This is a genomic window from Pseudomonas sp. c313 (assembly GCF_055407145.1).
In genome coordinates, this window is sequence record NZ_JBUZRD010000003.1 from 601,804 (window position 1) to 623,056 (window position 21,253).

The 21,253-nt window shown below is 57.6% G+C and carries 21 protein-coding genes and 1 pseudogene; 14 read left to right on the forward strand and 8 right to left on the reverse strand.

Features of this window, described 5'->3' with window-relative positions:
- The first annotated feature begins 44 nt into the window (after window positions 1-44).
- From ACZRKZ_RS12285 to ACZRKZ_RS12305, 5 genes are all read left to right on the forward strand, one after another.
- The gene (locus tag ACZRKZ_RS12285) at window positions 45-953 is read left to right on the forward strand and encodes a carbohydrate ABC transporter permease (RefSeq protein ID WP_463966873.1); all 909 of its coding nucleotides are present in this window, start codon (window positions 45-47) and stop codon (window positions 951-953) included.
- The gene (locus ACZRKZ_RS12290) at window positions 946-1,791 is read left to right on the forward strand and encodes a carbohydrate ABC transporter permease (RefSeq protein ID WP_133099513.1); all 846 of its coding nucleotides are present in this window, start codon (window positions 946-948) and stop codon (window positions 1,789-1,791) included. The genes ACZRKZ_RS12285 and ACZRKZ_RS12290 overlap by 8 nt, the downstream gene beginning before the upstream one ends.
- Window positions 1,792-1,793: 2 nt before the next feature.
- The gene (locus ACZRKZ_RS12295) at window positions 1,794-2,954 is read left to right on the forward strand and encodes an ABC transporter ATP-binding protein (RefSeq protein WP_463981706.1); all 1,161 of its coding nucleotides are present in this window, start codon (window positions 1,794-1,796) and stop codon (window positions 2,952-2,954) included.
- A 97-nt stretch (window positions 2,955-3,051) separates the two neighbouring features.
- Entirely contained in the window at window positions 3,052-4,401 is a 1,350-nt protein-coding gene (locus ACZRKZ_RS12300; protein ID WP_463966871.1) for a carbohydrate porin, read from the forward strand.
- Between the two features lie 102 nt (window positions 4,402-4,503).
- Window positions 4,504-5,349, forward strand: a complete 846-nt coding sequence (locus ACZRKZ_RS12305; protein WP_463981707.1) for a D-hexose-6-phosphate mutarotase — start codon at window positions 4,504-4,506, stop codon at window positions 5,347-5,349.
- Between the two features lie 80 nt (window positions 5,350-5,429).
- Here the strand turns inward: ACZRKZ_RS12305 and ACZRKZ_RS12310 are convergent, their stop codons facing one another.
- Complete coding sequence (locus ACZRKZ_RS12310; RefSeq protein WP_178114508.1) at window positions 5,430-6,290, reverse strand: MurR/RpiR family transcriptional regulator; 861 nt, start codon at window positions 6,288-6,290, stop codon at window positions 5,430-5,432.
- A 219-nt stretch (window positions 6,291-6,509) separates the two neighbouring features.
- Here ACZRKZ_RS12310 and zwf point away from each other — a divergent pair, with 219 nt between their 5' ends.
- Genes zwf through ACZRKZ_RS12325 form a run of 3 tightly spaced genes read left to right on the forward strand, consistent with a single transcriptional unit; the run spans window position 6,510 to window position 9,359 of the window.
- A complete protein-coding gene (zwf, locus tag ACZRKZ_RS12315; protein ID WP_463981708.1) occupies window positions 6,510-7,976 on the forward strand; it encodes a glucose-6-phosphate dehydrogenase in 1,467 nt (488 codons plus the stop codon).
- A complete protein-coding gene (gene pgl, locus ACZRKZ_RS12320) occupies window positions 7,963-8,676 on the forward strand; it encodes a 6-phosphogluconolactonase (protein WP_463966868.1) in 714 nt (237 codons plus the stop codon). The genes zwf and pgl overlap by 14 nt, the downstream gene beginning before the upstream one ends.
- A gap of 17 nt (window positions 8,677-8,693) precedes the next feature.
- Window positions 8,694-9,359, forward strand: a complete 666-nt coding sequence (locus ACZRKZ_RS12325) for a bifunctional 4-hydroxy-2-oxoglutarate aldolase/2-dehydro-3-deoxy-phosphogluconate aldolase (protein ID WP_463981709.1) — start codon at window positions 8,694-8,696, stop codon at window positions 9,357-9,359.
- 87 nt (window positions 9,360-9,446) lie between these two features.
- On the opposite strand, the gene ACZRKZ_RS12330 is transcribed toward ACZRKZ_RS12325, so the two are convergent.
- Window positions 9,447-10,637, reverse strand: coding sequence for an aminotransferase class V-fold PLP-dependent enzyme (locus ACZRKZ_RS12330; RefSeq protein WP_463981710.1), 1,191 nt, complete (start codon window positions 10,635-10,637; stop codon window positions 9,447-9,449).
- Window positions 10,638-10,649: 12 nt separating this feature from the next.
- The gene (locus ACZRKZ_RS12335; RefSeq protein ID WP_017340422.1) at window positions 10,650-10,886 is read right to left on the reverse strand and encodes a DUF3820 family protein; all 237 of its coding nucleotides are present in this window, start codon (window positions 10,884-10,886) and stop codon (window positions 10,650-10,652) included.
- Between the two features lie 203 nt (window positions 10,887-11,089).
- Here ACZRKZ_RS12335 and ACZRKZ_RS12340 point away from each other — a divergent pair, with 203 nt between their 5' ends.
- Entirely contained in the window at window positions 11,090-11,557 is a 468-nt protein-coding gene (locus tag ACZRKZ_RS12340; protein WP_463966865.1) for a ferritin-like domain-containing protein, read from the forward strand.
- A 60-nt stretch (window positions 11,558-11,617) separates the two neighbouring features.
- Here the strand turns inward: ACZRKZ_RS12340 and ACZRKZ_RS12345 are convergent, their stop codons facing one another.
- On the reverse strand, window positions 11,618-12,088 hold the full coding sequence (locus ACZRKZ_RS12345; RefSeq protein WP_463966864.1) for a MaoC family dehydratase: 471 nt from the start codon (window positions 12,086-12,088) through the stop codon (window positions 11,618-11,620).
- Between the two features lie 59 nt (window positions 12,089-12,147).
- Window positions 12,148-13,092 (reverse strand): alpha/beta hydrolase, encoded by a 945-nt coding sequence (locus ACZRKZ_RS12350; protein ID WP_463981711.1) that lies wholly within the window; start codon window positions 13,090-13,092, stop codon window positions 12,148-12,150.
- A gap of 209 nt (window positions 13,093-13,301) precedes the next feature.
- Here ACZRKZ_RS12350 and fadD2 point away from each other — a divergent pair, with 209 nt between their 5' ends.
- A complete protein-coding gene (gene fadD2, locus ACZRKZ_RS12355) occupies window positions 13,302-14,990 on the forward strand; it encodes a long-chain-fatty-acid--CoA ligase FadD2 (protein ID WP_463966862.1) in 1,689 nt (562 codons plus the stop codon).
- A 332-nt stretch (window positions 14,991-15,322) separates the two neighbouring features.
- Window positions 15,323-17,014 (forward strand): long-chain-fatty-acid--CoA ligase FadD1, encoded by a 1,692-nt coding sequence (gene fadD1 / locus ACZRKZ_RS12360; RefSeq protein ID WP_463981712.1) that lies wholly within the window; start codon window positions 15,323-15,325, stop codon window positions 17,012-17,014.
- Between the two features lie 88 nt (window positions 17,015-17,102).
- On the opposite strand, the gene ACZRKZ_RS12365 is transcribed toward fadD1, so the two are convergent.
- Window positions 17,103-17,480 (reverse strand): hypothetical protein, encoded by a 378-nt coding sequence (locus ACZRKZ_RS12365; protein WP_149413794.1) that lies wholly within the window; start codon window positions 17,478-17,480, stop codon window positions 17,103-17,105.
- A gap of 199 nt (window positions 17,481-17,679) precedes the next feature.
- On the opposite strand from ACZRKZ_RS12365, the gene ACZRKZ_RS12370 reads away from it, so the two are divergent.
- From ACZRKZ_RS12370 to def, 3 genes are all read left to right on the forward strand, one after another.
- The gene (locus ACZRKZ_RS12370) at window positions 17,680-17,871 is read left to right on the forward strand and encodes a CsbD family protein (RefSeq protein ID WP_463966860.1); all 192 of its coding nucleotides are present in this window, start codon (window positions 17,680-17,682) and stop codon (window positions 17,869-17,871) included.
- Between the two features lie 174 nt (window positions 17,872-18,045).
- On the forward strand, window positions 18,046-18,999 hold the full coding sequence (locus tag ACZRKZ_RS12375; protein ID WP_463966859.1) for a YihY/virulence factor BrkB family protein: 954 nt from the start codon (window positions 18,046-18,048) through the stop codon (window positions 18,997-18,999).
- On the forward strand, window positions 18,989-19,528 hold the full coding sequence (gene def, locus ACZRKZ_RS12380; protein ID WP_463966858.1) for a peptide deformylase: 540 nt from the start codon (window positions 18,989-18,991) through the stop codon (window positions 19,526-19,528). The genes ACZRKZ_RS12375 and def overlap by 11 nt, the downstream gene beginning before the upstream one ends.
- A gap of 121 nt (window positions 19,529-19,649) precedes the next feature.
- Here def and ACZRKZ_RS12385 read toward each other — a convergent pair whose 3' ends face one another.
- Window positions 19,650-20,087 (reverse strand): GNAT family N-acetyltransferase, encoded by a 438-nt coding sequence (locus ACZRKZ_RS12385; protein WP_463981713.1) that lies wholly within the window; start codon window positions 20,085-20,087, stop codon window positions 19,650-19,652.
- 408 nt (window positions 20,088-20,495) lie between these two features.
- Window positions 20,496-20,861 (reverse strand): annotated as a pseudogene (locus ACZRKZ_RS12390) (glutathione binding-like protein); the annotation flags it as partial.
- Between the last annotated feature and the right edge of the window lie 392 nt (window positions 20,862-21,253).

Genomic DNA, 21,253 nt, shown 5'->3' on the forward strand with positions numbered 1-21,253 from the left:
ACAAGGAATGCCTTTGTAATTTTCCCCTTGCGCGGATTTTCCCCATGAGTTCTGTTGCTGTGTTCAGCAAAGCCTCGCCGTTCGATGCACTGCAGCGCTGGCTACCCAAACTGGTGCTGGCGCCCAGCATGTTCATCGTTCTGGTGGGCTTTTATGGCTATATCCTGTGGACGTTCCTTCTGTCGTTCACTAACTCGACTTTCCTGCCGTCCTACAAATGGGTAGGCCTGGCGCAATACGCACGGTTGTTCGACAACGACCGCTGGTGGGTGGCGAGCAAGAACCTCGCGGTTTTCGGAGGGATGTTCATCGGCATCACCCTGGTAATCGGCGTGCTGCTGGCGGTGTTCCTCGACCAGCGCATCCGCCGCGAAGGTTTTATCCGTACCATTTACCTGTACCCGATGGCGCTCTCGATGATCGTCACCGGTACCGCCTGGAAATGGCTGCTCAACCCAGGCATGGGCCTGGACAAACTGTTGCGTGACTGGGGCTGGGAAGGCTTTCGCCTGGACTGGCTGATCGACCCTGATCGTGTGGTGTATTGCCTGGTGATTGCCGCAGTGTGGCAAGCCTCGGGCTTTATCATGGCGATGTTCCTGGCTGGCCTGCGCGGTGTCGATCAATCGATCATTCGTGCCGCCCAGATCGATGGCGCGAGCATGCCGCACATCTACTGGAAAGTGGTGCTGCCCAGCCTGCGTCCGGTGTTCTTCAGCGCAGTGATGATTCTGGCGCACATCGCCATCAAGAGTTTCGACCTGGTGGCGGCGATGACTGCCGGTGGTCCGGGCTACTCGTCCGACCTGCCCGCCATGTTCATGTATTCCTTCACCTTCAGTCGCGGTCAGATGGGCATGGGTTCGGCCAGTGCGATTCTGATGCTCGGTGCGATTCTCGCAATCATCGTGCCTTACCTGTACTCCGAGCTGAGGACCAAGCGCAATGACTAGTCTCGCCCACAAATCCTCCATCAGCCTGAGTCGCATCGCGATCTACGCGGTGCTGATCCTCGCCGTGCTGCTGTATCTGGTGCCGCTGGTGGTCATGCTGTTGACCAGCTTCAAGACGCCGGAAGACATCAGCACCGGCAACCTGCTGAGCTGGCCGACGGTGGTCAGCGGCATCGGCTGGGTCAAGGCCTGGGCCACGGTTGACGGCTACTTCTGGAACTCGATCAAGATCACCGTCCCGGCGGTGCTGATCTCCACCGCCATCGGTGCACTGAACGGCTATGTGCTGTCGATGTGGCGTTTTCGTGGTTCGCAGTTGTTCTTCGGCCTGTTGCTGTTCGGTTGCTTCCTGCCGTTCCAGACCGTACTGCTGCCGGCCTCGTTCACCCTGGGCAAAATGGGCCTGGCCAACACCACCGCTGGCCTGGTGTTCGTGCACGTGGTTTACGGCCTGGCGTTCACCACGCTGTTCTTCCGTAACTACTACGTCAGCATTCCCGATGTACTGGTGAAGGCGGCACGTTTGGATGGCGCAGGATTTTTCACGATCTTTCGCCTGATCATTTTGCCGATGTCGACTCCGATCATCATGGTCTGCCTGATCTGGCAGTTCACTCAGATCTGGAACGACTTTCTCTTCGGCGTGGTGTTCTCCAGTGGCGACTCGCAGCCCATCACGGTGGCGCTCAATAACCTGGTCAACACCAGTACTGGGGCCAAGGAATACAACGTTGATATGGCAGCGGCGATGATCGCCGGGCTGCCGACCCTGTTGGTCTATGTGATCGCAGGCAAGTATTTCGTGCGCGGGCTGACGGCCGGCGCAGTCAAGGGGTAATCATGGCAACGCTCGAACTTCGCAATGTAAACAAGACTTACGGCGCCGGCCTGCCCGACACCCTGAAGAACATCGAACTGTCGATCAAGGAAGGTGAGTTCCTGATTCTTGTTGGACCTTCGGGTTGCGGCAAGTCGACGCTGATGAACTGCATCGCCGGCCTGGAAAATATTACCGGCGGCGCGATCATGATTGGTGATCAGGACGTCAGCGGCATGAGCCCCAAGGATCGCGACATCGCCATGGTGTTCCAGTCCTACGCGCTGTACCCGACCATGAGCGTGCGCGAGAACATCGAATTCGGTCTGAAAATTCGCAAGATGCCGCAGTCGGCCATCGACGAGGAAGTCGCGCGGGTCGCCAAGCTGCTGCAGATCGAGCACTTGCTCAATCGCAAGCCGGGCCAGTTGTCCGGTGGTCAGCAACAGCGTGTGGCCATGGGCCGCGCGCTGGCCCGGCGGCCGAAGATCTACCTGTTCGACGAACCGCTGTCCAACCTCGACGCCAAGCTGCGGGTCGAGATGCGCACCGAAATGAAACTGATGCACCAGCGTCTGAAAACTACCACCGTCTACGTCACCCACGATCAGATCGAGGCGATGACCCTGGGCGACAAAGTGGCGGTGATGAAGGACGGCATCATTCAGCAGTTCGGCACGCCGAAACAGATCTACAACGATCCGGCCAACCTGTTCGTCGCCAGCTTTATCGGTTCGCCGCCCATGAACTTCATTCCACTGCGTTTGCAACGCAAGGATGGCCGCCTGATGGCGCTGCTGGACAGCGGCCAGGCGCGTTGTGAATTGCCGATGAGCATGAGCGACACCGGCCTTGAAGACCGTGAGGTCATTCTGGGCCTTCGTCCGGAGCAGATCGTGCTGGCGTCCGGCGAGTCGGCGGGCATGCCGACCATTCGTGCCGAGGTACAAGTGACCGAGCCGACCGGTCCGGACACGCTGGTCTTTGTCACGCTCAATGACAGCAAGGTCTGCTGCCGCCTGGCGCCCGATGTGGCGCCACAGGTGGGCGAGACCCTGACCTTGCAGTTCGACCCGGCCAAGGTGCTGCTGTTCGACGCCAAGACTGGCGAGCGCCTGGGTACTGTCGCGTCGTTGCCCGCACAGGATCGTGCCGACAACGTTGCCCAGTTCAAGGGACGTTAAGAGCAGCGCAAGGACAGATAACTCATTGTTTTAGATAAAAAATGTAAACCGCGTTAGATAAAAACAGTTTAATAACAATAAAGACGAGGATGTACGGATGAAAAAGAAACACATCAATGCCCGGCTGATCTGCCAATTGTCGGGTGTGGCAGCACTGGTCTTGTCTGCTAATGCGATGGCGGACGATGCGTTTAGCGCTGATTCCAAGTGGATGACGGGCGATTGGGGTGGTGAGCGGACCAAGCTGATCGAGCAAGGTATCGACATCAAGATGGACTACGTCGGTGAAGTAGGTGCCAACCTCAAGGGCGGCTACAACGACGACAAGACTGCACGTTACTCCGACCAGTACGGCCTGGGCGTGGCGTTGGACCTGGAAAAACTGGTCGGCTGGGATAACACCCAGGCCAAGATCCAGGTCACTCACCGTAACGGTCGCAACATCTCCAACGACCGTATCGGCGACCCGCGTGCCGGCACCTTCAGTTCTTCCCAGGAAGTCTGGGGTCGTGGGCAGATGACCCGTCTGACCCAGTTGTGGGTCCAACACCAGTTCCTCGACGGTAAACTGGACGTCAAGGCCGGTTACTTCGGCGAAGGCGAAGACTTCAATACCTTCCCGTGCGAATTCCAGAACCTGGCGTTCTGCGGTTCCCAGGTGGGTAACTGGGTCGGCAGCATCTGGTACAACTGGCCGGTCAGCCAGGCGGCGATCCGCGTGAAGTACCACCTCACGCCTGAGTTCTACGCGCAAATCGGTGCGTACAACCAGAACCCATCGCAACTGGAAAGCGGCAACGGCTTCAAGCTCAGCGGCAGCGGCACCAAAGGCACCATCATCCCGGTCGAACTGGTGTGGTCGCCGAAGGTTAACAACCTGCCGGGCGAATACCGTGTCGGTTACTACAAGAGCACCGCCGAGGCCAATGACGTCTATGAAGGCGCCAACGGTGCTCCGCAAAGCCCGAACAACAAGGATTACGCGACCCACAGCAGCAAGCACGGCTACTGGTTCGTGGCCCAACAGCAACTCACCACCCACAACGGTGACGCGTCGCGCGGCCTGAACATCGCCGCCAACGCTACGTTCCATGACAAGGACACCAACACTGTCGACAACTACCAGTCGGTGATGCTGGTGTACAAAGGCGCGTTCGATTCCCGTCCGAAGGATGATATGGGTATTGGTATTGCGCGTATCCACGTGAACGACGATGTTGCGAAGAACGCCAAGTTGGCTAACGCTGTCAACGGTATCGATGACTACGACAACATGGGCTACCGGCCGATTCTCAGCACTGAATACAACGCTGAAATCAACTACGGTTTTCACGTCACCAATTGGCTGACCGTGCGTCCCAACCTGCAATACGTTGTGCACCCAGGTGGCGTGGATAAAGTCGACAACGCCTTGGTCGCCGGCCTGAAAATTCAGTCGGTGTTCTAACGCTGTTGCGATAAGCTCCTCCTCTCTGTGCGCATTTTGCGGATAGCTTTGGCTATCCGTTTTTTTTGGGACGCGTTGTGATGATTTTCAGGACCGTGGCACATGCATGAGCATCCGCTGCAACGCTTTTTCACATCCCTGCGCGAACGTCCGGTGTTTGCGTGGGAGCGCTTTCAGATGCGCGAGGTGCTGGTGATCGACCACCCGCTGTGCCAAGCGGTGTTCAGTCGCCAGGGCGCACAATTGCTGCACTTTCAGCCCAAGGGCCAGAAACCCTGGCTGTGGTGCGCGGCCAAGTGGCCGCAAGTGGGCGCGATCCGTGGTGGCGTGCCGGTGTGTTGGCCGTGGTATGGCCGTCACCCCAGCGAAAACGCTTGGCCGTGCCATGGCTGGGCACGCTTGATCGACTGGAAACTACTGGACAGCAGCACCGACGACGATGGCGTGCGTTTGCACTGGCAATTGCAGTTGTGCGATTGGCAGGTCGACCTGCATGCGCACCTTGGGGAGAGCCTGGAATTACGTTTGGGTACCGAGCATCAGGACGAACTGCCCTGCCAACTGAGCCACGCTTTGCACGCCTATTGGCGGATTGGCAACGTCGGTGAGGTAGCGCTGTCTGGACTCGATGGCGCGCAGGGTTATGATCAACTAAACCGCCAGACGTGCCAGCAGGAAGGTGAGCTGCGGGTCGATGGCGGCTGCCAGCGGGTGTTCCAGCATGACGGCGAATTGCACCTCAAGGACCATGCCTGGCAGCGGGAACTGTGCATCGATACCGGCGACAGCGCCGACACGGTGGTGTGGCATCCGGGCAGTCGTCCGTTGTTGGGGGTGAGTTTTAACGAGGCGGCGGGGTTTGTCTGCGTTGAGTCGGCGATGGCCGGTGCCAGCCTGGCGCCGGGGGAGAGGGCGCATTTGAGTTTGCAGGCGCGGGCGAGGGGCTAGTCCAGAATCTGCAGTGTTGCTGATGCCGTCATCGCGGGCTTGCCCGCGATGACGGCCCGTACTGTCGATAAAGATTTGGCCTAGTTGAACTCATCCCCAACCGGATACCGGCTGGCATTCAAACTCTCTTTGATCTTTCGCAAATGCGGCTGGAAATCCACGCCGCGGCGCAAGGTCATGCCGGTGGCCAGCACATCCAGCACCGTCAATTGGATGATCCGCGAAGTCATCGGCATATAGATGTCGGTGTCTTCCGGCAGCGGAATGTTCAGGCTCAGGGTGCTGGCCTTGGCCAGTGGTGAGTTTTCGGCAGTCAGGCCCAGCACCGAAGCGCCGTTTTCCCGTGCAATGCGTGCCACTTCCACCAGTTCGCGGGTGCGGCCGGTGTAGGAAATGATCACGAACAACTCCCCGGTGTGGGCCACCGAGGCGAGCATCCGTTGCATCAGCACATCGGCATGGGCCGTCACCGCCAGGTTGAAGCGGAAAAACTTGTGCAGGGCATCCATGGCCACGGGTGCTGAAGCACCGAGGCCGAAGAAGTGAATCTGCCGGGCCTGGATCAGCAGGTCCACGGCTTTGCTTATCAGGTTCGGGTCCAGGGCCTGGCAGGCGCTGTCCAGGGACGCGATGGCGCTGCCAAAGATCTTCTGGGTGTAGGCCTCGGGGTTATCATCGGGCTCCACGGCGCGGCTGACATATGCGGCGCCACTGGCCAAACTTTGTGCCAGCTGCAATTTAAGTTCAGGGTAACCACTGACGCCGAACGAGCGGCAAAAGCGGTTGACCGTCGGTTCGCTGACCGAAGCAGCCTGGGCGAGGGCGGCGATAGAGAAGCGGGTCGCCTGCTGCGGGTTGAGCAGGATGACCTCGGCGACTTTACGTTCAGCCTTGTTCAATTCTTCGAGGCGTTTCTGGATCTGTTCCAGGAGATTTCGCACGCGGTCCATTCAGTGTTTCCTTAGGGCGACGATGCAAATAAGAGTCGTCAACCAATCGACGAGCGGCCCTTTGCGGTGGCCTATCCTACTGAGGGTAGTTGAACACCACCACTTACAATCAGTAATTCGGGAAAATGTTGTGGTTATTACTACATTTTTCCTTGAGTGATGCCTTAAAAAAAGGTATTTGTAGCTTAACTTGATAAAAGAACAAACATCATGCCTTCGATAACCGTAGAACCCTGCACCTTTGCCCTGTTTGGCGCCTTGGGTGATCTGGCGCTGCGCAAGTTGTTTCCTGCCCTCTATCAACTTGATGGCGCCGGGCTCCTGCACGACGATACTCGCATCCTGGCCTTGGCCCGTGAAGCCGGTTCCGAGCAACAGCACCTAGCCTACATCGAGAAAGAATTACGTAAATATGTGGGTCAGGAACTGGACGAAAGTATCGTTCAACGCTTCCTGGCACGCCTGACTTACCTGCACGTCGACTTCATGAAGGTTGACGACTACGTCGCCCTGGCCGAAAAAGCCGGTCACGAGCAGCGTCTGATTGCCTACTTTGCTACCCCGGCGGCGGTGTACGGCGCGATCTGCGAAAACCTGTCCAAGGTTGGCCTTTCGGAAAACACCCGCGTGGTGATGGAAAAACCCATCGGCTCGGACCTGGATTCGTCCCGCAAGGTCAACGACGCCGTCGCGCAGTTTTTTCCGGAAAATCGCACCTACCGTATCGACCACTACCTGGGCAAAGAGACCGTCCAAAACCTCATTGCCCTGCGCTTTGCCAACAGCCTGTTCGAAACCCAATGGAACCAGAACTACATCTCCCACGTGGAGATCACCGTGGCCGAGAAGGTCGGTATCGAAGGTCGCTGGGGTTATTTCGACAAGGCCGGGCAACTGCGGGACATGATCCAGAACCACCTGTTGCAACTGCTCTGCCTGATTGCCATGGACCCGCCGGCCGACCTGTCCGCCGACAGCATCCGTGACGAGAAAGTCAAAGTGCTCAAGGCTCTGGCGCCTATCAGCCCAGATGGTCTGACCACCCAGGTGGTGCGTGGCCAGTACATCGCCGGCTACAGCGCCGGCAAGCCGGTGCCGGGGTATCTGGAAGAAGAGAATTCCAACACCCAGAGCGACACCGAAACCTTCGTCGCCCTGCGTGCCGATATTCGTAACTGGCGTTGGGCCGGGGTGCCGTTCTACTTGCGTACCGGCAAGCGCATGCCGCAGAAGCTGTCGCAGATCGTTATCCACTTCAAGGAACCGTCCCACTACATCTTCGCCCCCGAGCAGCGCCTGCAGATCAGCAACAAGTTGATCATCCGCCTGCAACCGGACGAAGGGATTTCCTTACGCGTGATGACTAAAGAGCAGGGCCTGGACAAGGGCATGCAACTGCGCAGCGGGCCGTTGCAACTGAATTTTTCCGACACCTATCGCAGCGCGCGGATTCCCGATGCCTACGAGCGGTTGTTGCTGGAAGTGATGCGCGGCAATCAGAACCTGTTTGTCCGTAAAGATGAAATCGAAGCTGCGTGGAAGTGGTGTGACCAGTTGATCGCCGGCTGGAAAAAGTCCGGTGACGTGCCCAAGCCGTATGCGGCGGGTTCCTGGGGGCCGATGAGCTCCATTGCACTGATTACGCGGGATGGGAGGTCGTGGTATGGCGATATCTGAATTGAAACTGCCTCAGGGCGTTAGCGCCCATGAGTACCGCAGCCCGGTGCTGCTTGCTGAGGGCTTGGCCAATGACGTGGCCGAACAACTGCGCGCGGCCATCAGTGCCCGTGGCGAGGCGACCCTGGTGGTTTCCGGTGGCCGCAGCCCGGTGGCGTTTTTCCAGAACCTGGCCAAGCAAGGCCTCGACTGGTCCAAGGTGGTTATTACCCTGGCCGACGAGCGCTGGGTGCCGGTGGAACATGCCGACAGCAACGCCGGCCTGTTGAAGAAATATTTGCTGCAAGGCCCGGCGGCCCAGGCCAAGTTTCTGAGCCTATACAGTGTCGCGGCTAACCTGGAGGCCGCCGCCGAGCAGGCTGATCGCCAGTTGGCAGAGCTGCCTGGGATTGATGTGCTGGTGCTGGGCATGGGTGATGACGGTCACACCGCGTCGCTGTTCCCCAACAGCCCGAACCTGACCGAAGCATTGAAAGTGGACGGCACGCGCCGTTGCTGGCCGATGCTGGCGCCTACCGTGCCTCACCAACGCCTGACCATGAGTCGCGCGTTGCTGGCCACTGCCAAGTACACCGTGTTGTCGATTTCCGGCAATTCGAAATTGACCACCCTGAGCGAAGCGCTGGCCAGTGACGATGTCGCTGCCATGCCGGTTCGCGCGTTTTTGCAACCTACTTTAGAGATTTACTGGTGCCCATAAGCCAAGGATCAGCCGCGATGAAAAGCCCTCAACCCACCGTTTCCATGGCGGACAAAGTTGCCCTGATCGACAGCCTCTGCGCCAAGGCGCGGATCTTGCCGGTGATCACCATTGCCCGCGAACAGGACATTCTGCCGTTGGCCGATGCCCTGGCGGCCGGTGGCTTGACCGCATTGGAAGTGACCCTGCGTTCGCAGTTTGGCCTCAAGGCCATCCAGGTGCTGCGCGAGCAGCGCCCGGAGCTGATGACCGGTGCTGGCACCGTGCTGGATCGCTCCATGCTGGCGGCGGCTGAAGCTGCCGGTTCGCAGTTTATCGTTACCCCCGGCATTACCCGTGACCTTCTGGAGGCTTCAGTCGACAGCCCGATTCCGCTGTTGCCAGGCATCAGTAACGCCTCCGGCATCATGGAAGGTTACGGCCTGGGTTATCGCCGCTTCAAGCTGTTCCCGGCGGAAGTGAGCGGTGGCGTCGCCGCCATCAAGGCCCTTGGCGGCCCGTTCGGTGAAGTGAGATTTTGCCCGACTGGCGGCGTAGGCCCGGCCAATATCAAGAGCTACATGGCGTTGAAAAACGTGATGTGCGTGGGTGGTAGCTGGATGCTTGACCCCGAGTGGATCAAGAACGGCGACTGGGCCCGCATTCAGGAATGCACCGCCGAGGCCCTGGCGCTGCTGGACTGATTGGATTTACCGAATCGTTGTTGCTGTGTTCTACGGTTTTTTGCGGTGCACTTGGTCGGTGCGCCGCTTTTTTTTGTCTGGTGAAAATCACGGGCAACGGCTCAACTCGGTAATCGCCTTAACCAGAACACCGATGTCCACTGCCGAAGTCACAAACCCCGGGGTCACCCGAATACAACTGCCAAATGCGGCCCCGCTGCGGGTTGTGGTGAACAGGTTGTACTCATTCAAGAGCCGATCCACCATCACCTGCTGATCCACCTGCCCGGTGAACTTGAACGCCGTGATGCCGCAATACAGCCGTGGATCATCTGGCGTCAGCACCTCAACCCCCGGCAATGGCCGCACCTCACGCACCCACAAATCCCGCAGGTAGTTGAGGCGGGCGCCCTTGGCCTTGGCACCACCCAATGCTCGATGCTCTTCGAATACCAGTGGCAAGGTCATCAGCGCTGGAATATTCGGCGTGCTGTAGGGCGTGCGGGCGCGTACATCGGTGGTCGGGTAGTGAAACTCGCCCATGTCTGGATCAATGTCCGCCAACCGCTGCGGGTCGATATAGATAAAACCCAGGGTCAACGGCGCGCCGATCCATTTGTGCAGGTTGAAGCCTGCAAAGGCGATGCCCAACTGTGCCAGGTTGAATTCGATCTGGCCCAGGGCGTGGGCGCCGTCGAGGATGACATCAACGCCGTGTTCCCTGGCGGCTGTGGCAATCGCTTCGACCGGCATCACCAGCCCGGTGCGGTGGGTGACATAGGTTAGGGCCAGCAATTTTAGGCGGGGGTAGCGTGCAAAGGCATCGCGGTAGGTCTGCACCAGGCTATCGAAGCTGGCCGGATGCGCGTGGGCAATCTCGACCACTTCCCCCCCGCGATGGCGCGCCAGCCAGCGCATGGCGCCTTTGACGGTGTCGTATTCCAGGTCGCTGATCAGCACCTGGTCGCCCGGCTGCAAGCGGTTGTAATTGCGGATCAGCGATTGCAACGCATCGGAGGCGCAGCGGGTGAGGGCGATGGCTTCGGGATCAGCGCCCAACAAGTGCGCCAACTGGTCACGAACCTCGACGTTTTCGCCCTGCTCGTAATGTTGGCGCACATAGATCGAATTGCTGCGATTGATGAAGGCAACATTGTCTTGATACTGGTCAAGTACCGCACGGCTCATGCGCCCGAAGTAACCGTTTTCCAGGTTGATGGGGCCGGGCTCCAGGTCATAGCGCAGAGCGATGGCCTGCCAGTGAAGTTCGTCACGGGTGCTGTCTGCGTTCCGTTGCATGGTCGGGCTCCTTTAATGACGAGGCGCGGGCTTGCCGTGTTTGGCGCGTAGCGGCTCCAGCAATTCGGACAGGCCGTTGTGGTCGATTTCCTGCATCAGCGCCAGCAAACCGCCCAGCTCACCGTGAGGGAAACCTTCACGGGCGAACCAATTCAGATATTGGCCAGGCAAGTCGGCGATGATTCGGCCCTTGTACTTGCCGAAGGGCATTTGGCGGGTGATCAGCAGTTCGAGTTTTTCGGGATTCATGGGGCTTCAGGCAATCAGGTCGATACCTTGGAAAATACAGGCATTCTGCATGGAGGCCAAATGACAGATCATGCAAATAAAGCGGATACAGTTTTTTGATAATCTGTAAGCATATGAAAAGTAACGATTAATTTGTTTTTAGAAACTGGCACGGGCACTGCAGTCATTAAGACAAGCTTCTTAACCTGGGAAGGAATTGAAAAATGACTGACATCAACAAAGAATCGATCTCCGTTCTCAATGATCTGATCGAAACCAGCAAAGACGGCCAGGAAGGCTTCAAGACCTGTGCCGAAGACATCAAGCATCCAGAACTCAAGGCGCTGTTTGTAACGCGCTCCAGCGATTGCGCTACCGCGGCTACTGAATTGCAGACTGCCGTGCGTGCCTTGGGTGGTGATCCGCAAGACTCCGGTAGCGTCAGCGGTGCCTTGCATCGCGGCTGGGTCGACGTGAAGTCTCTGGTGACCGGCAAGGATGAAGAGGCCGTGTTGAACGAAGCCGAGCGCGGTGAAGACCATGCACTGAAGGCCTATAAAGAGGCCATCGAGAAAATCAACAAACATAACTTGCTGGGCATTCGTGATCTGGTTGAACGGCAGTTCCATGGCGTGCAACGCAATCACGATCAGGTAAAAGTCCTGCGTAACCAGGCGCGCGCTCAGTCTTGAGTCGTGTTTGAGTGATAAAAAAACCCCGCAAATGCGGGGTTTTTCATGGGTGGGCGATAATCAGCCGATGCTGATTGCCGGCAACTGAGTCAATGTCACCGTCTGCTGCTTGCGCGGTGCGAGGATCTCCGCTTCGCCATCCACTACCAACTCATCCCTTTGGTTAAACACCTGGGTTGCAATGCGCACCCGGAACTTGGGCAGCTTTTCGAGAATTTCCAGACGCACGGTCAGGGTGTCGCCGATTTTCACCGGCTTCTGGAAGGTCATTTGCTGCCCGATATAGATAGTGCCGGGACCAGGCAACTCACATGCCACCGCCGCGCTGATCAGAGCACCGCTGAACATGCCGTGGGCGATACGCTCCTTGAATAGGGTTGCCTTGGCAAATTCGGCGTCCAGGTGCACCGGGTTGTGGTCGCCAGACATCGCCGCGAACAGCTGGATATCGCGCTCTTCAACGGTTTTGCTGTAGCTGGCGGTCTGGCCGACTTCGAGAGCTTCGTACGGAGTGTTGGTAACCTGGGTCATCTATTGGTGCATCCTGTGGCTAATCAGTAATCTTAATACGTTGATTTTAAACGAAATAGTTATTCGCATCGCGCAGGCCGACGATGGTTCACGGCCTGCGTCAGCCACACCAGCACATCGGCTGTGACCGCGTCACGGTTGGTTTCGTTGAATAATTCGTGGCGCGCCTGCGGGTAAATATTCAGCTGCAGGTTCTGGCAGCCGGCTTCACGCAGGGCGTGGGCCAGGTTCTTGAGACGCTTGCCTTCACTGACCGGATCACATTCACCGCCCATCACTAGGATCGGCAGGCCCGGATCGATTTGAGCGAGATTGGACGCTTTGCTGATTTGCTGCAAGCCGCCCAGCAGGTCGATCCATAGCTGGTTGGTGCATCGGAAGCCGCAAAGCGGGTCGTTGACGTACTTGTCGACTTCGTCCGGGGCGCGGCTGAGCCAGTCGAACGCGGTGCGATTGGGCTTGAAAGCCTTGTTGAAAGAGCCGAACGACAGAAACTCGATCAGTGCGCTACGGCCCCTCAGGCCTTGGCGCAGGCGTTCGGCGCGGGCGATCACACGCGCGGCGCGGTACAGCGCCACTGGCTGGAAATTCGAGCCACTGAGAATCGCTCCATGCAGGCTGGCGCTGTGGTGCAAAAGATAGGCTTGGGCGATATAGCTGCCCATGCTGTGGCCCAGCAGAATGATCGGCACCCCAGGCGCTTGCTGGCCGATGTGTTGGTTGAGGCTGGCCAGGTCGCCCACCACTTTGTTCCAGCCATCCTTCTCGGCAAACAGCCCGAGGGTGCCTTCGTCGGCGGTCCGGCCATGACCACGCTGGTCGGGGGCGTACAGCCCATAGCCGGCGTCACACAGTTCCTGGGCCAGGCGGGTGTAGCGACCACCGTGCTCGGCCATGCCGTGGGCCAGCATGATCAACGCCTTGGGCGGCTCGTCCGGGAGCCACTGGTTGACGTACAGGCGGCTGCGGTCATTCGCGGTCAGCCAGAAAGTGGTGTGGTTCATGGCGCTTCCTTTGCTCGGTGTCGTTGCAGTGTATAGCTCATCCGTGGGCAGGCGTTTGATCAACCCTGGCCTCAGGAACAAGATTCATACAATCAATGACATGCTTTTGTGTATTTGCCTGTTTGGCCATAACTGCTAACGTCCCCAAAGCTCCGCTTTCCATAATCAGCAGTAAGCGGTCGGGCACACTCAGGTAAAGGACAAGAATAATGCAACCTGATTTCTGGAATGACAAACGCCCGGCGGGCGTTCCCACCGACATCGACCTTAGCGTCTACAAGTCGGTGATCGAAGTTTTCGAGCGTTCCTGCAAGACCTTTGCCGATCGTCCGGCGTTCAGCAACATGGGCATCACCCTGACTTACGCCGAGCTTGAGCGCCAGAGTGCGGCGTTCGCCGGTTACCTGCAACAGCACACCGACCTCAAGCCGGGCGATCGCATTGCGGTGCAGATGCCCAACGTCCTGCAATACCCGATTGCCGTGTTCGGCGCCCTGCGTGCCGGTCTGATCGTGGTTAATACCAACCCGTTGTACACACCACGGGAAATGCGTCATCAGTTCAAGGATGCCGGCATTCGCGCCCTGGTTTACCTCAATCTGTTCGGCTCGCGGGTCCAGGAAGTCGCCGCCGATACCGAGATCGAATACCTGATCGAAGCAAAAATGGGCGACCTGATGCCCGCCGCCAAGGGCTGGCTGATCAACACCGTGGTCGACAAAGTGAAGAAAATGGTCCCGGCCTACAGCCTGCCCCAGGCCGTCTCGTTCAAGCGCGCGCTGCGCATGGGCGCTGGCCTGGCGATCACCCGTCACCCCGTGACCCTCGACGACATCGCCGTGCTGCAATACACCGGCGGTACCACCGGCCTGGCCAAGGGCGCGATGCTTACCCACGGCAACCTGGTGGCGAACATGCAGCAGGTGCGCGCCTGCATGTCGCAAATCGGTGACGACGGCCACCCGCTGATCAAGGAGGGGCAGGAGGTGATGATCGCGCCGCTGCCGCTGTACCATATCTATGCCTTCACCGCGAACTGCATGTGCATGATGGTTTCCGGCAACCACAACGTACTGATCACCAACCCCCGAGACATTGGCGGCTTTATCAAGGAGCTGAAAAAGTGGCGCTTCTCCGGGCTGCTGGGGCTCAACACGCTGTTTGTGGCGCTGATGGATCACCCTGATTTCAAGAGCGTGGACTTTTCACATCTCAAGCTCACCAACTCTGGCGGCACCGCATTGGTCAAGGCCACCGCCGAACGTTGGCAGCAACTCACCGGTTGCGCCATTGGCGAGGGTTATGGGCTGACAGAGACCTCGCCGGTGGCCAGTACCAACCCCTATGGCAACAAGTCACGGCTGGGTACGGTCGGCATTCCCGTGCCGGGTACGGCGATGAAAGTCATTGATGATGAAGGCGTGGAGTTGCCATTAGGAGAGCGCGGAGAACTCTGTGTGAAAGGTCCGCAAGTGATGAAGGGCTACTGGCAGCAGCCAGCCGCCACCGCCGAGACCCTGGACGCCGAAGGCTGGCTCAAGACCGGCGACATTGCAGTGATCGACCCCGACGGCTTTGTGCGCATCGTCGATCGCAAGAAGGACCTGATCATTGTTTCGGGCTTTAACGTCTACCCCAATGAAATCGAAGACGTGGTCATGGCCCATCCAAACGTCGCCAGTTGTGCGGTGATCGGGGTGCCAGACGAGCGCACCGGGGAGGCGGTGAAGCTGTTTGTGGTGGCTCGCGCCCAAGGCGTCAGTCTTGAAGAGCTGAAGAGCTACTGCAAGGCCAACTTCACTGGCTACAAGGTGCCCAAACAGATTGTGTTGCGTGAGTCGTTACCGATGACACCAGTAGGCAAAATCTTGCGCAGAGAACTTCGCGATATCGCCTAGATAAAAGTCAGATCATTCCCACGTTCTGCGTGGGAATGCCGCTTTGGACGCTCCGCGTCAGCTCTTGAGGTTGGTAAAGCCCCCATTCCAGAGCCTTTTCTCGGATTATAGAATCTTTGCTCTAAAAGTGACTATTAGATATTCTTGAGTCATGATTATGACTGTAGAGCCTGCTTTTGGCTCTAGGCGGCCCTTGGCAAAGCTGCTACTCTCGGCGCGCTTTGTGACCTCTCGGCCTGCTTGAAACAGCCAGACTCACCCTAAAAAATACAAACAAATAATAATCGCATCAAATGCGATGATGAATTCGCGTCGCTGAGGAGTGGGCTTCCATGAACGAAGACTTTTGGAAGGATAAGTACCCCGCCGGGATTGCTTCAGAGATCAATCCAGACGAGTATCCAAATATTCAGGCGGTACTGAAACAGTCCTGCCAGCGCTTCGCCAACAAACCGGCTTTCAGCAACCTGGGCAAGACAATCACCTACGGTGAGTTGTACGAGCTGTCCGGAGCGTTTGCCGCGTACCTGCAACAGCATACCGACTTGCAGCCCGGTGATCGAATCGCCGTGCAACTGCCTAACGTTTTGCAATACCCGGTTGCCGTATTTGGTGCTATCCGGGCCGGCCTGATCGTGGTCAATACCAACCCGCTGTATACCGCGCGGGAAATGGAACACCAGTTCAACGACTCCGGGGCCAAGGCCCTGGTCTGCCTGGCCAATATGGCGCACTTGGCAGAAAACGTGGTGCCCAAGACCTCCGTCAAGCATGTGATCGTTACCGAAGTGGCTGACCTGTTGCCGCCGCTCAAGCGGCTGCTGATCAACAGCGTCATCAAGTACGTGAAGAAAATGGTCCCGGCCTATCACTTGCCCAAGGCGATCAAGTTCAACGACGTGCTGGCCAAGGGGTACGGCCAGCCGGTCACCGAAGTCAGCCCCACCAGCGACGATGTGGCGGTGCTGCAATACACCGGCGGCACCACCGGCGTGGCCAAGGGCGCGATGCTGACGCACCGCAACCTGGTGTCCAACATGCTGCAGTGCAAGGCGCTGATGGGTTCCAACCTTAACGAAGGTTGCGAGATCCTGATCACGCCGCTGCCGCTGTACCACATCTACGCCTTCACCTTTCATTGCATGGCAATGATGCTGATCGGCAACCACAACATCCTGATCAGCAACCCGCGCGACCTGCCGGCGATGGTCAAGGAGTTGTCGAAGTGGAAGTTCAGTGGCTTTGTCGGCCTGAACACGCTGTTTGTTGCCCTGTGCAACAACGAAGGTTTCCGCAAGCTGGACTTCTCTGCGCTGAAAGTCACCCTGTCCGGAGGCATGGCCCTGCAACTGGCGGCGGCCGAGCGTTGGAAAGCGGTCACCGGCTGCTCCATCTGCGAAGGCTACGGTATGACCGAAACCAGCCCGGTGGCCACCGTCAATCCGATCCAGCACATCCAGATTGGCACCATCGGTATTCCGGTGCCATCGACCTTGTGCAAGATCATCACCGATGACGGCGTGGAGTTGGCCCTGGGGGAAATCGGCGAGCTGTGCGTCAAGGGCCCGCAAGTGATGAAAGGCTACTGGCAGCGCCCGGACGCTACTGCCGAAGTCCTCGACAGCGAAGGCTGGTTGAAGACCGGTGACATCGCGATTATCCAGCCAGACGGCTACATGCGCATCGTCGACCGCAAGAAAGACATGATTCTGGTCTCTGGTTTCAACGTCTACCCCAACGAACTGGAAGACGTACTGGCCGGCCTGCCGGGCGTGCTGCAATGCGCGGCCATCGGTGTGCCGGACGAGAAGTCCGGAGAGATCATTAAGATATTCATCGTGGTCAAACCGGGTGCCACCCTGACCAAAGAACAGGTGATGGAGCACATGCGCGCCAACGTCACCGGCTACAAGGTGCCCAAGGCCGTGGAGTTCCGCGATGCATTGCCGACCACCAACGTTGGCAAGATCCTGCGACGTGAGTTGCGCGATGAAGAACTGAAGAAACTGGGTGTGAAGAAGTAACCCGCCACCCAACAAAAAGCCCCGCAAATGCGGGGCTTTTTGTTGGGTGGTCGTTCCTGCGCTCTGATCTGCGTGGGGACGATCAGTGTCAGAACATGAATTGCGTAAAGCTCACACCGGCACCTGCCGGGCGTACATCTTTCAGGAACGAATCCTTGTCGGCGCTCAGCTCCAGGGTAATCTCCGGCTTGCGCTTGCCAGCATTGCGCACCACCAACCCTTCAAGCTTTTCACGCAGGAACGCTGTCGGCACTTTCAAGTGCAGCAACTGGTCGCTGTCTGCGTTGTGCATCAACAAATGAATCCACTCGTACTGGCCCACGGCAATGCGGCCCACCGGCAGGTCGAACCACCAGATGTTGCGTTTGCGGTCCAGGTCGGTGAAGTGGCAGTTGTTGACGCCGAGCACGGCACCGCCCAGTTCCAGGTTTCTGCGGGCGATGGCCTGTGTTTTATTGAGTTTCATAACCTTCCTACGGGATCTGTTATTCAGCGGTTGAGCCTGAATGTGCCGGGCATTCTCGTGGGTTGGCCGCAAAACATAAAGCCAAACCTGTGCAGGGCGATGAAATGCCTGGGTAAAAATAATTGAAACTCTGCACAAAGGCCCAGGGTCAACCCTTGCGTAATGACCAAAACCCTTGAATGTTCACAGGAGTAATACCATGGGCAGCACAGCGGATAAGGCAAAAGGTTTGGCGAACGAAGCCATCGGCAACATCAAGCAAGGTGTCGGTAAAGCCACTGACAACGATAAGTTGCAGGTCGAAGGCAAGGTTCAGGAAAAGAAAGGTGAAGCTCAGCAAGCCGTCGGCAAGGTCAAGGATGCGGTAAAGAAAACCATCGACAACGCCTGACCCGGTTGACTGCACTTGAGCAGCGAGGCGGCCATCTATGGATGGCCGTTTTTGTGTCACAAGCAGTATTAAAGTTTCGAAATTGTTTCAATGTCGCCAAATAGGCTACTTTGATGTAGAAAACGGCCCCTGAGTCGCCCACGAACTCAACCTTTTGCGGCGAAAGGAGACGCTATGATTTTTCCAGTATTAAAAGGCCTGCCGCTGCATCGCGTACTGATGCGCACCATCACCGAGTTCGTCGATGACGAGATGCCTACCTACGCCTCGGCACTGGCCTACCAGATGCTGTTCTCGCTGTTTCCCTTCTTGCTGTTCCTCATTGCGCTGATCGGTTTCCTGCACCTGCCGGACTTCTTTACCTGGCTGCGCCTGCAGTCGGAGTTGGTGTTGCCGCCTCAGGCCCTAGAGCAGGTCAATCCGGTGATTGACCAGTTGCAGCAATCCAAGGGCGGCTTGCTGTCGGTGGGTATCGTCATTGCGTTGTGGACGGCCTCTGCGGGCGTGCGTCTGATGATGAGCGCAATGAACGCCGCCTACGACGTGGTCGAAGGCCGGCCGATCTGGAAGCGTTTCCCCCTGTCGATTTTCTACACCGTGGGCATCGCCGGCATGTTGCTGGCCGCAGCCGCGCTGATGGTCCTCGGGCCACAAGTGATGGAATGGCTGGCGATGCAGATTGGCATGCAGGAATTCGTGGTCACCTTGTGGACCATCCTGCGCTGGCCATTGATCGTGATCTTGCTGATGTTCGCTGTGGCGTTGATGTACTACGTGATGCCCGACGTGAAGCAGAAATTCCGTTTTATCACCCCAGGTTCCGTGCTGGCGGTAGTGGTGTGGATCATCGCTTCCCTGGGCTTTGGCTATTACGTCAAAACCTTTGCCGACTACAACGCCATGTATGGCAGTATCGGCGCGATCATCGTCTTGCTCCTGTACTTCTACATTTCAGCGGCCGTGCTGTTGCTCGGCGCAGAGATGAATGCGGTGATCGAACACATGTCCACCGAAGGCAAGGCTCCTGGTGAAAAGGACTTCGGCGAACACGATGAAAAACAGCACGTCTCGGGCCTTGGCCGGGACCATTCGCACCCACTACCAACGAAGCCTGAACATGATTCGTGAAATTCTGAAAATGGGCGACGAGCGCCTGCTGCGTATCGCGCCACCGGTCCCGCTGGAAATGTTCGACAGCCCTGAGTTGTGGCAGTTGATCGACGACATGTTCCAGACCATGGAGCACGTTGGCGGCGTGGGCCTGGCCGCACCGCAGATTGGCGTAGACCTGCAACTGGTGATCTTTGGTTTCGAGAGCAGCGAACGCTACCCGGATGCCCCTGCGGTGCCTCAGACCATTCTGATCAACCCGCTGATCACGCCGCTAAGCCCGGAGCTGGAAGAGGACTATGAAGGTTGCCTGTCGGTGCCTGGCTTGCGCGGCGCGGTGGACCGCTATCAACAGATTCGCTACGAAGGCTTTGATCCCAAGGGCGAGCCGATTGTGCGCATTGCCGACGGCTTTCATGCGCGGGTGGTGCAGCATGAGTGCGATCACCTGATCGGTCGGTTGTACCCGTCGCGGATCACCGACTTCAGCAAGTTTGGATTTATTGATGTGATGTTTCCGGATATGGATCCTACTGCCGACGAGTGATCCGGCTCACATGGTGCGGCCAACGTAGCCTCGCTGGGGCTCGACAACCGCTACGTCAGTTGCTGTCTTCAAGATGTGTAGATATCTATGCGCATCGGTCGCAGCAGCTAACAACAGCCGATCACACATTATCGTCGGTCGACCTCAGCAACGGCTTTAAACCCATGGCGATCATTGGTTTGTTGCGTTTGTAGCGCGCCAGTCGTTCCGCCAGAGACTGCGGTAGTACTGTTTCCTGAGTAAACCCGATCCCCTGATAAAACCCTTCAAGCTCCGGATGGCAGAATAGCCAAACGGTGCCTTCGACCGGCGCAACGGCCTTACGAATCAGTCGCGCCGCCAGCCCCTGCCTACGGCACAACGGCTCGACAAACAGCCCGGTCAGCCATTGCCCGCCGACCACAGGGCTCAAGCACAATCCGGCGACAATCTCGCTGTGCCGGGCCACCCACAATTGCCCGCCCTTGACGGCTTTCATCCGCGAATTGTGGCTGCGGTAAAACTTGTTCAGCAGCGGCCATAAAGGCTCTGCCAGCAGATCAATATGCAACTCAGGCATGGTTTTTTGACAGCCGTGATCGTGGGCCGGGGATTATAAGTCGGGCAAAGCACCTTCTGTCGGGCAATAGGTGTTATACCCCTTGTTACATCCCCTGTAAGTGGAGCACGCATCATGGCCAAAGGCATGGATTCAAAGAAAGCCGCGAAGAAAAAACCGGCAAAAACCGCCGATGAAAAACGCGCCGACAAGAAAACCAAAAAATCCGAAGCGGGTTTGTTTGGGCATTGATTCTCGGTAGTCACCGCAACATCTGCTTCTAAGCTAAGCACCAAACGATCTGCAAGATCTCCCCGTCTCATTGCACAGAGCAGGATGAAGCCGACTTTTTCGTCGGCCCAGCCTGCCCTGAGCCCGCCGATGTCCAATTACCTCGATGAAACCCAACCCGTGTAACTGCATTTCAGGTCATGGATTTTCAGCGGCCAGAGCGGCAATTACCGCGGGACGCTCGCTGAGCCGCTGCTGAAACGCCGCCAACGCCGGCCACTTCTGCAAATCGATATCAAAAAACGCCGCCCAGCGCAGCACCACAAACAGGTAGGCATCGGCCACCGAAAACTGCTCGCCAAGCAAGTAGTCCTGACGCTCCAACGTCTGCACCAGGATTGCAAAGCGCTTGAACAACGTGGCCTTGAAGAGCAGCTTCACCTCTTCGGGAATCGAGGTATTGAACAACACGCCCAGGCCGCCGTGAATTTCGCTGGAAACAAAATTCAACCACTCCTGTAACCGCTTCAGTCCTGCAGCCGGTACCAGGTCCGCCAGGGCTTGCGCATCATGTCGCTGAGCGTCCCGGTGCATCGTGAGTTTGCCTTGGTCAGTTCACGAACGCGTCTGCCTTCGCCCGCAGTCAATGCGTTATTACAGATGCTGGCCGATTAATGGCCTTGCATAGTGCCAAGCCCTGTCTATGCTCACCCATAACCATTTATGTCGCTTGCCATATCAAGCGTTTTGAATGGATTTCAATAGTGGTTAGTCATCACTATTGAAAATATGAATAAAACGAGTGCGCATGCCAAGGCGCCGGGAAAAAGGGAGTGGTGGTTTAAATGGATTTGCGTGTGTCGGTTGAAGTAGGCCCCAGACGGGGCGCTATCAAGAAAAGGATGATTTGATAAGAGTGTTGCCTTATGGACTCTCCGATTAACCATCACTTATTG

Excerpts from the sequence above, each read along its gene's own strand:
- ACZRKZ_RS12285 (WP_463966873.1), top strand. The coding sequence starts at position 45 with ATGAGTTCTGTTGCTGTGTTCAGCAAAGCCTCGCCGTTCGATGCACTG.
- ACZRKZ_RS12290 (WP_133099513.1), top strand. The coding sequence starts at position 946 with ATGACTAGTCTCGCCCACAAATCCTCCATCAGCCTGAGTCGCATCGCG.
- ACZRKZ_RS12295 (WP_463981706.1), top strand. The coding sequence starts at position 1,794 with ATGGCAACGCTCGAACTTCGCAATGTAAACAAGACTTACGGCGCCGGC.
- ACZRKZ_RS12300 (WP_463966871.1), top strand. The coding sequence starts at position 3,052 with ATGAAAAAGAAACACATCAATGCCCGGCTGATCTGCCAATTGTCGGGT.
- ACZRKZ_RS12305 (WP_463981707.1), top strand. The coding sequence starts at position 4,504 with ATGCATGAGCATCCGCTGCAACGCTTTTTCACATCCCTGCGCGAACGT.
- zwf (WP_463981708.1), top strand. The coding sequence starts at position 6,510 with ATGCCTTCGATAACCGTAGAACCCTGCACCTTTGCCCTGTTTGGCGCC.
- pgl (WP_463966868.1), top strand. The coding sequence starts at position 7,963 with ATGGCGATATCTGAATTGAAACTGCCTCAGGGCGTTAGCGCCCATGAG.
- ACZRKZ_RS12325 (WP_463981709.1), top strand. The coding sequence starts at position 8,694 with ATGAAAAGCCCTCAACCCACCGTTTCCATGGCGGACAAAGTTGCCCTG.
- ACZRKZ_RS12330 (WP_463981710.1), bottom strand. The coding sequence starts at position 10,637 with ATGCAACGGAACGCAGACAGCACCCGTGACGAACTTCACTGGCAGGCC.
- ACZRKZ_RS12335 (WP_017340422.1), bottom strand. The coding sequence starts at position 10,886 with ATGAATCCCGAAAAACTCGAACTGCTGATCACCCGCCAAATGCCCTTC.
- ACZRKZ_RS12340 (WP_463966865.1), top strand. The coding sequence starts at position 11,090 with ATGACTGACATCAACAAAGAATCGATCTCCGTTCTCAATGATCTGATC.
- ACZRKZ_RS12345 (WP_463966864.1), bottom strand. The coding sequence starts at position 12,088 with ATGACCCAGGTTACCAACACTCCGTACGAAGCTCTCGAAGTCGGCCAG.
- ACZRKZ_RS12350 (WP_463981711.1), bottom strand. The coding sequence starts at position 13,092 with ATGAACCACACCACTTTCTGGCTGACCGCGAATGACCGCAGCCGCCTG.
- fadD2 (WP_463966862.1), top strand. The coding sequence starts at position 13,302 with ATGCAACCTGATTTCTGGAATGACAAACGCCCGGCGGGCGTTCCCACC.
- fadD1 (WP_463981712.1), top strand. The coding sequence starts at position 15,323 with ATGAACGAAGACTTTTGGAAGGATAAGTACCCCGCCGGGATTGCTTCA.
- ACZRKZ_RS12365 (WP_149413794.1), bottom strand. The coding sequence starts at position 17,480 with ATGAAACTCAATAAAACACAGGCCATCGCCCGCAGAAACCTGGAACTG.
- ACZRKZ_RS12370 (WP_463966860.1), top strand. The coding sequence starts at position 17,680 with ATGGGCAGCACAGCGGATAAGGCAAAAGGTTTGGCGAACGAAGCCATC.
- ACZRKZ_RS12375 (WP_463966859.1), top strand. The coding sequence starts at position 18,046 with ATGATTTTTCCAGTATTAAAAGGCCTGCCGCTGCATCGCGTACTGATG.
- def (WP_463966858.1), top strand. The coding sequence starts at position 18,989 with ATGATTCGTGAAATTCTGAAAATGGGCGACGAGCGCCTGCTGCGTATC.
- ACZRKZ_RS12385 (WP_463981713.1), bottom strand. The coding sequence starts at position 20,087 with ATGCCTGAGTTGCATATTGATCTGCTGGCAGAGCCTTTATGGCCGCTG.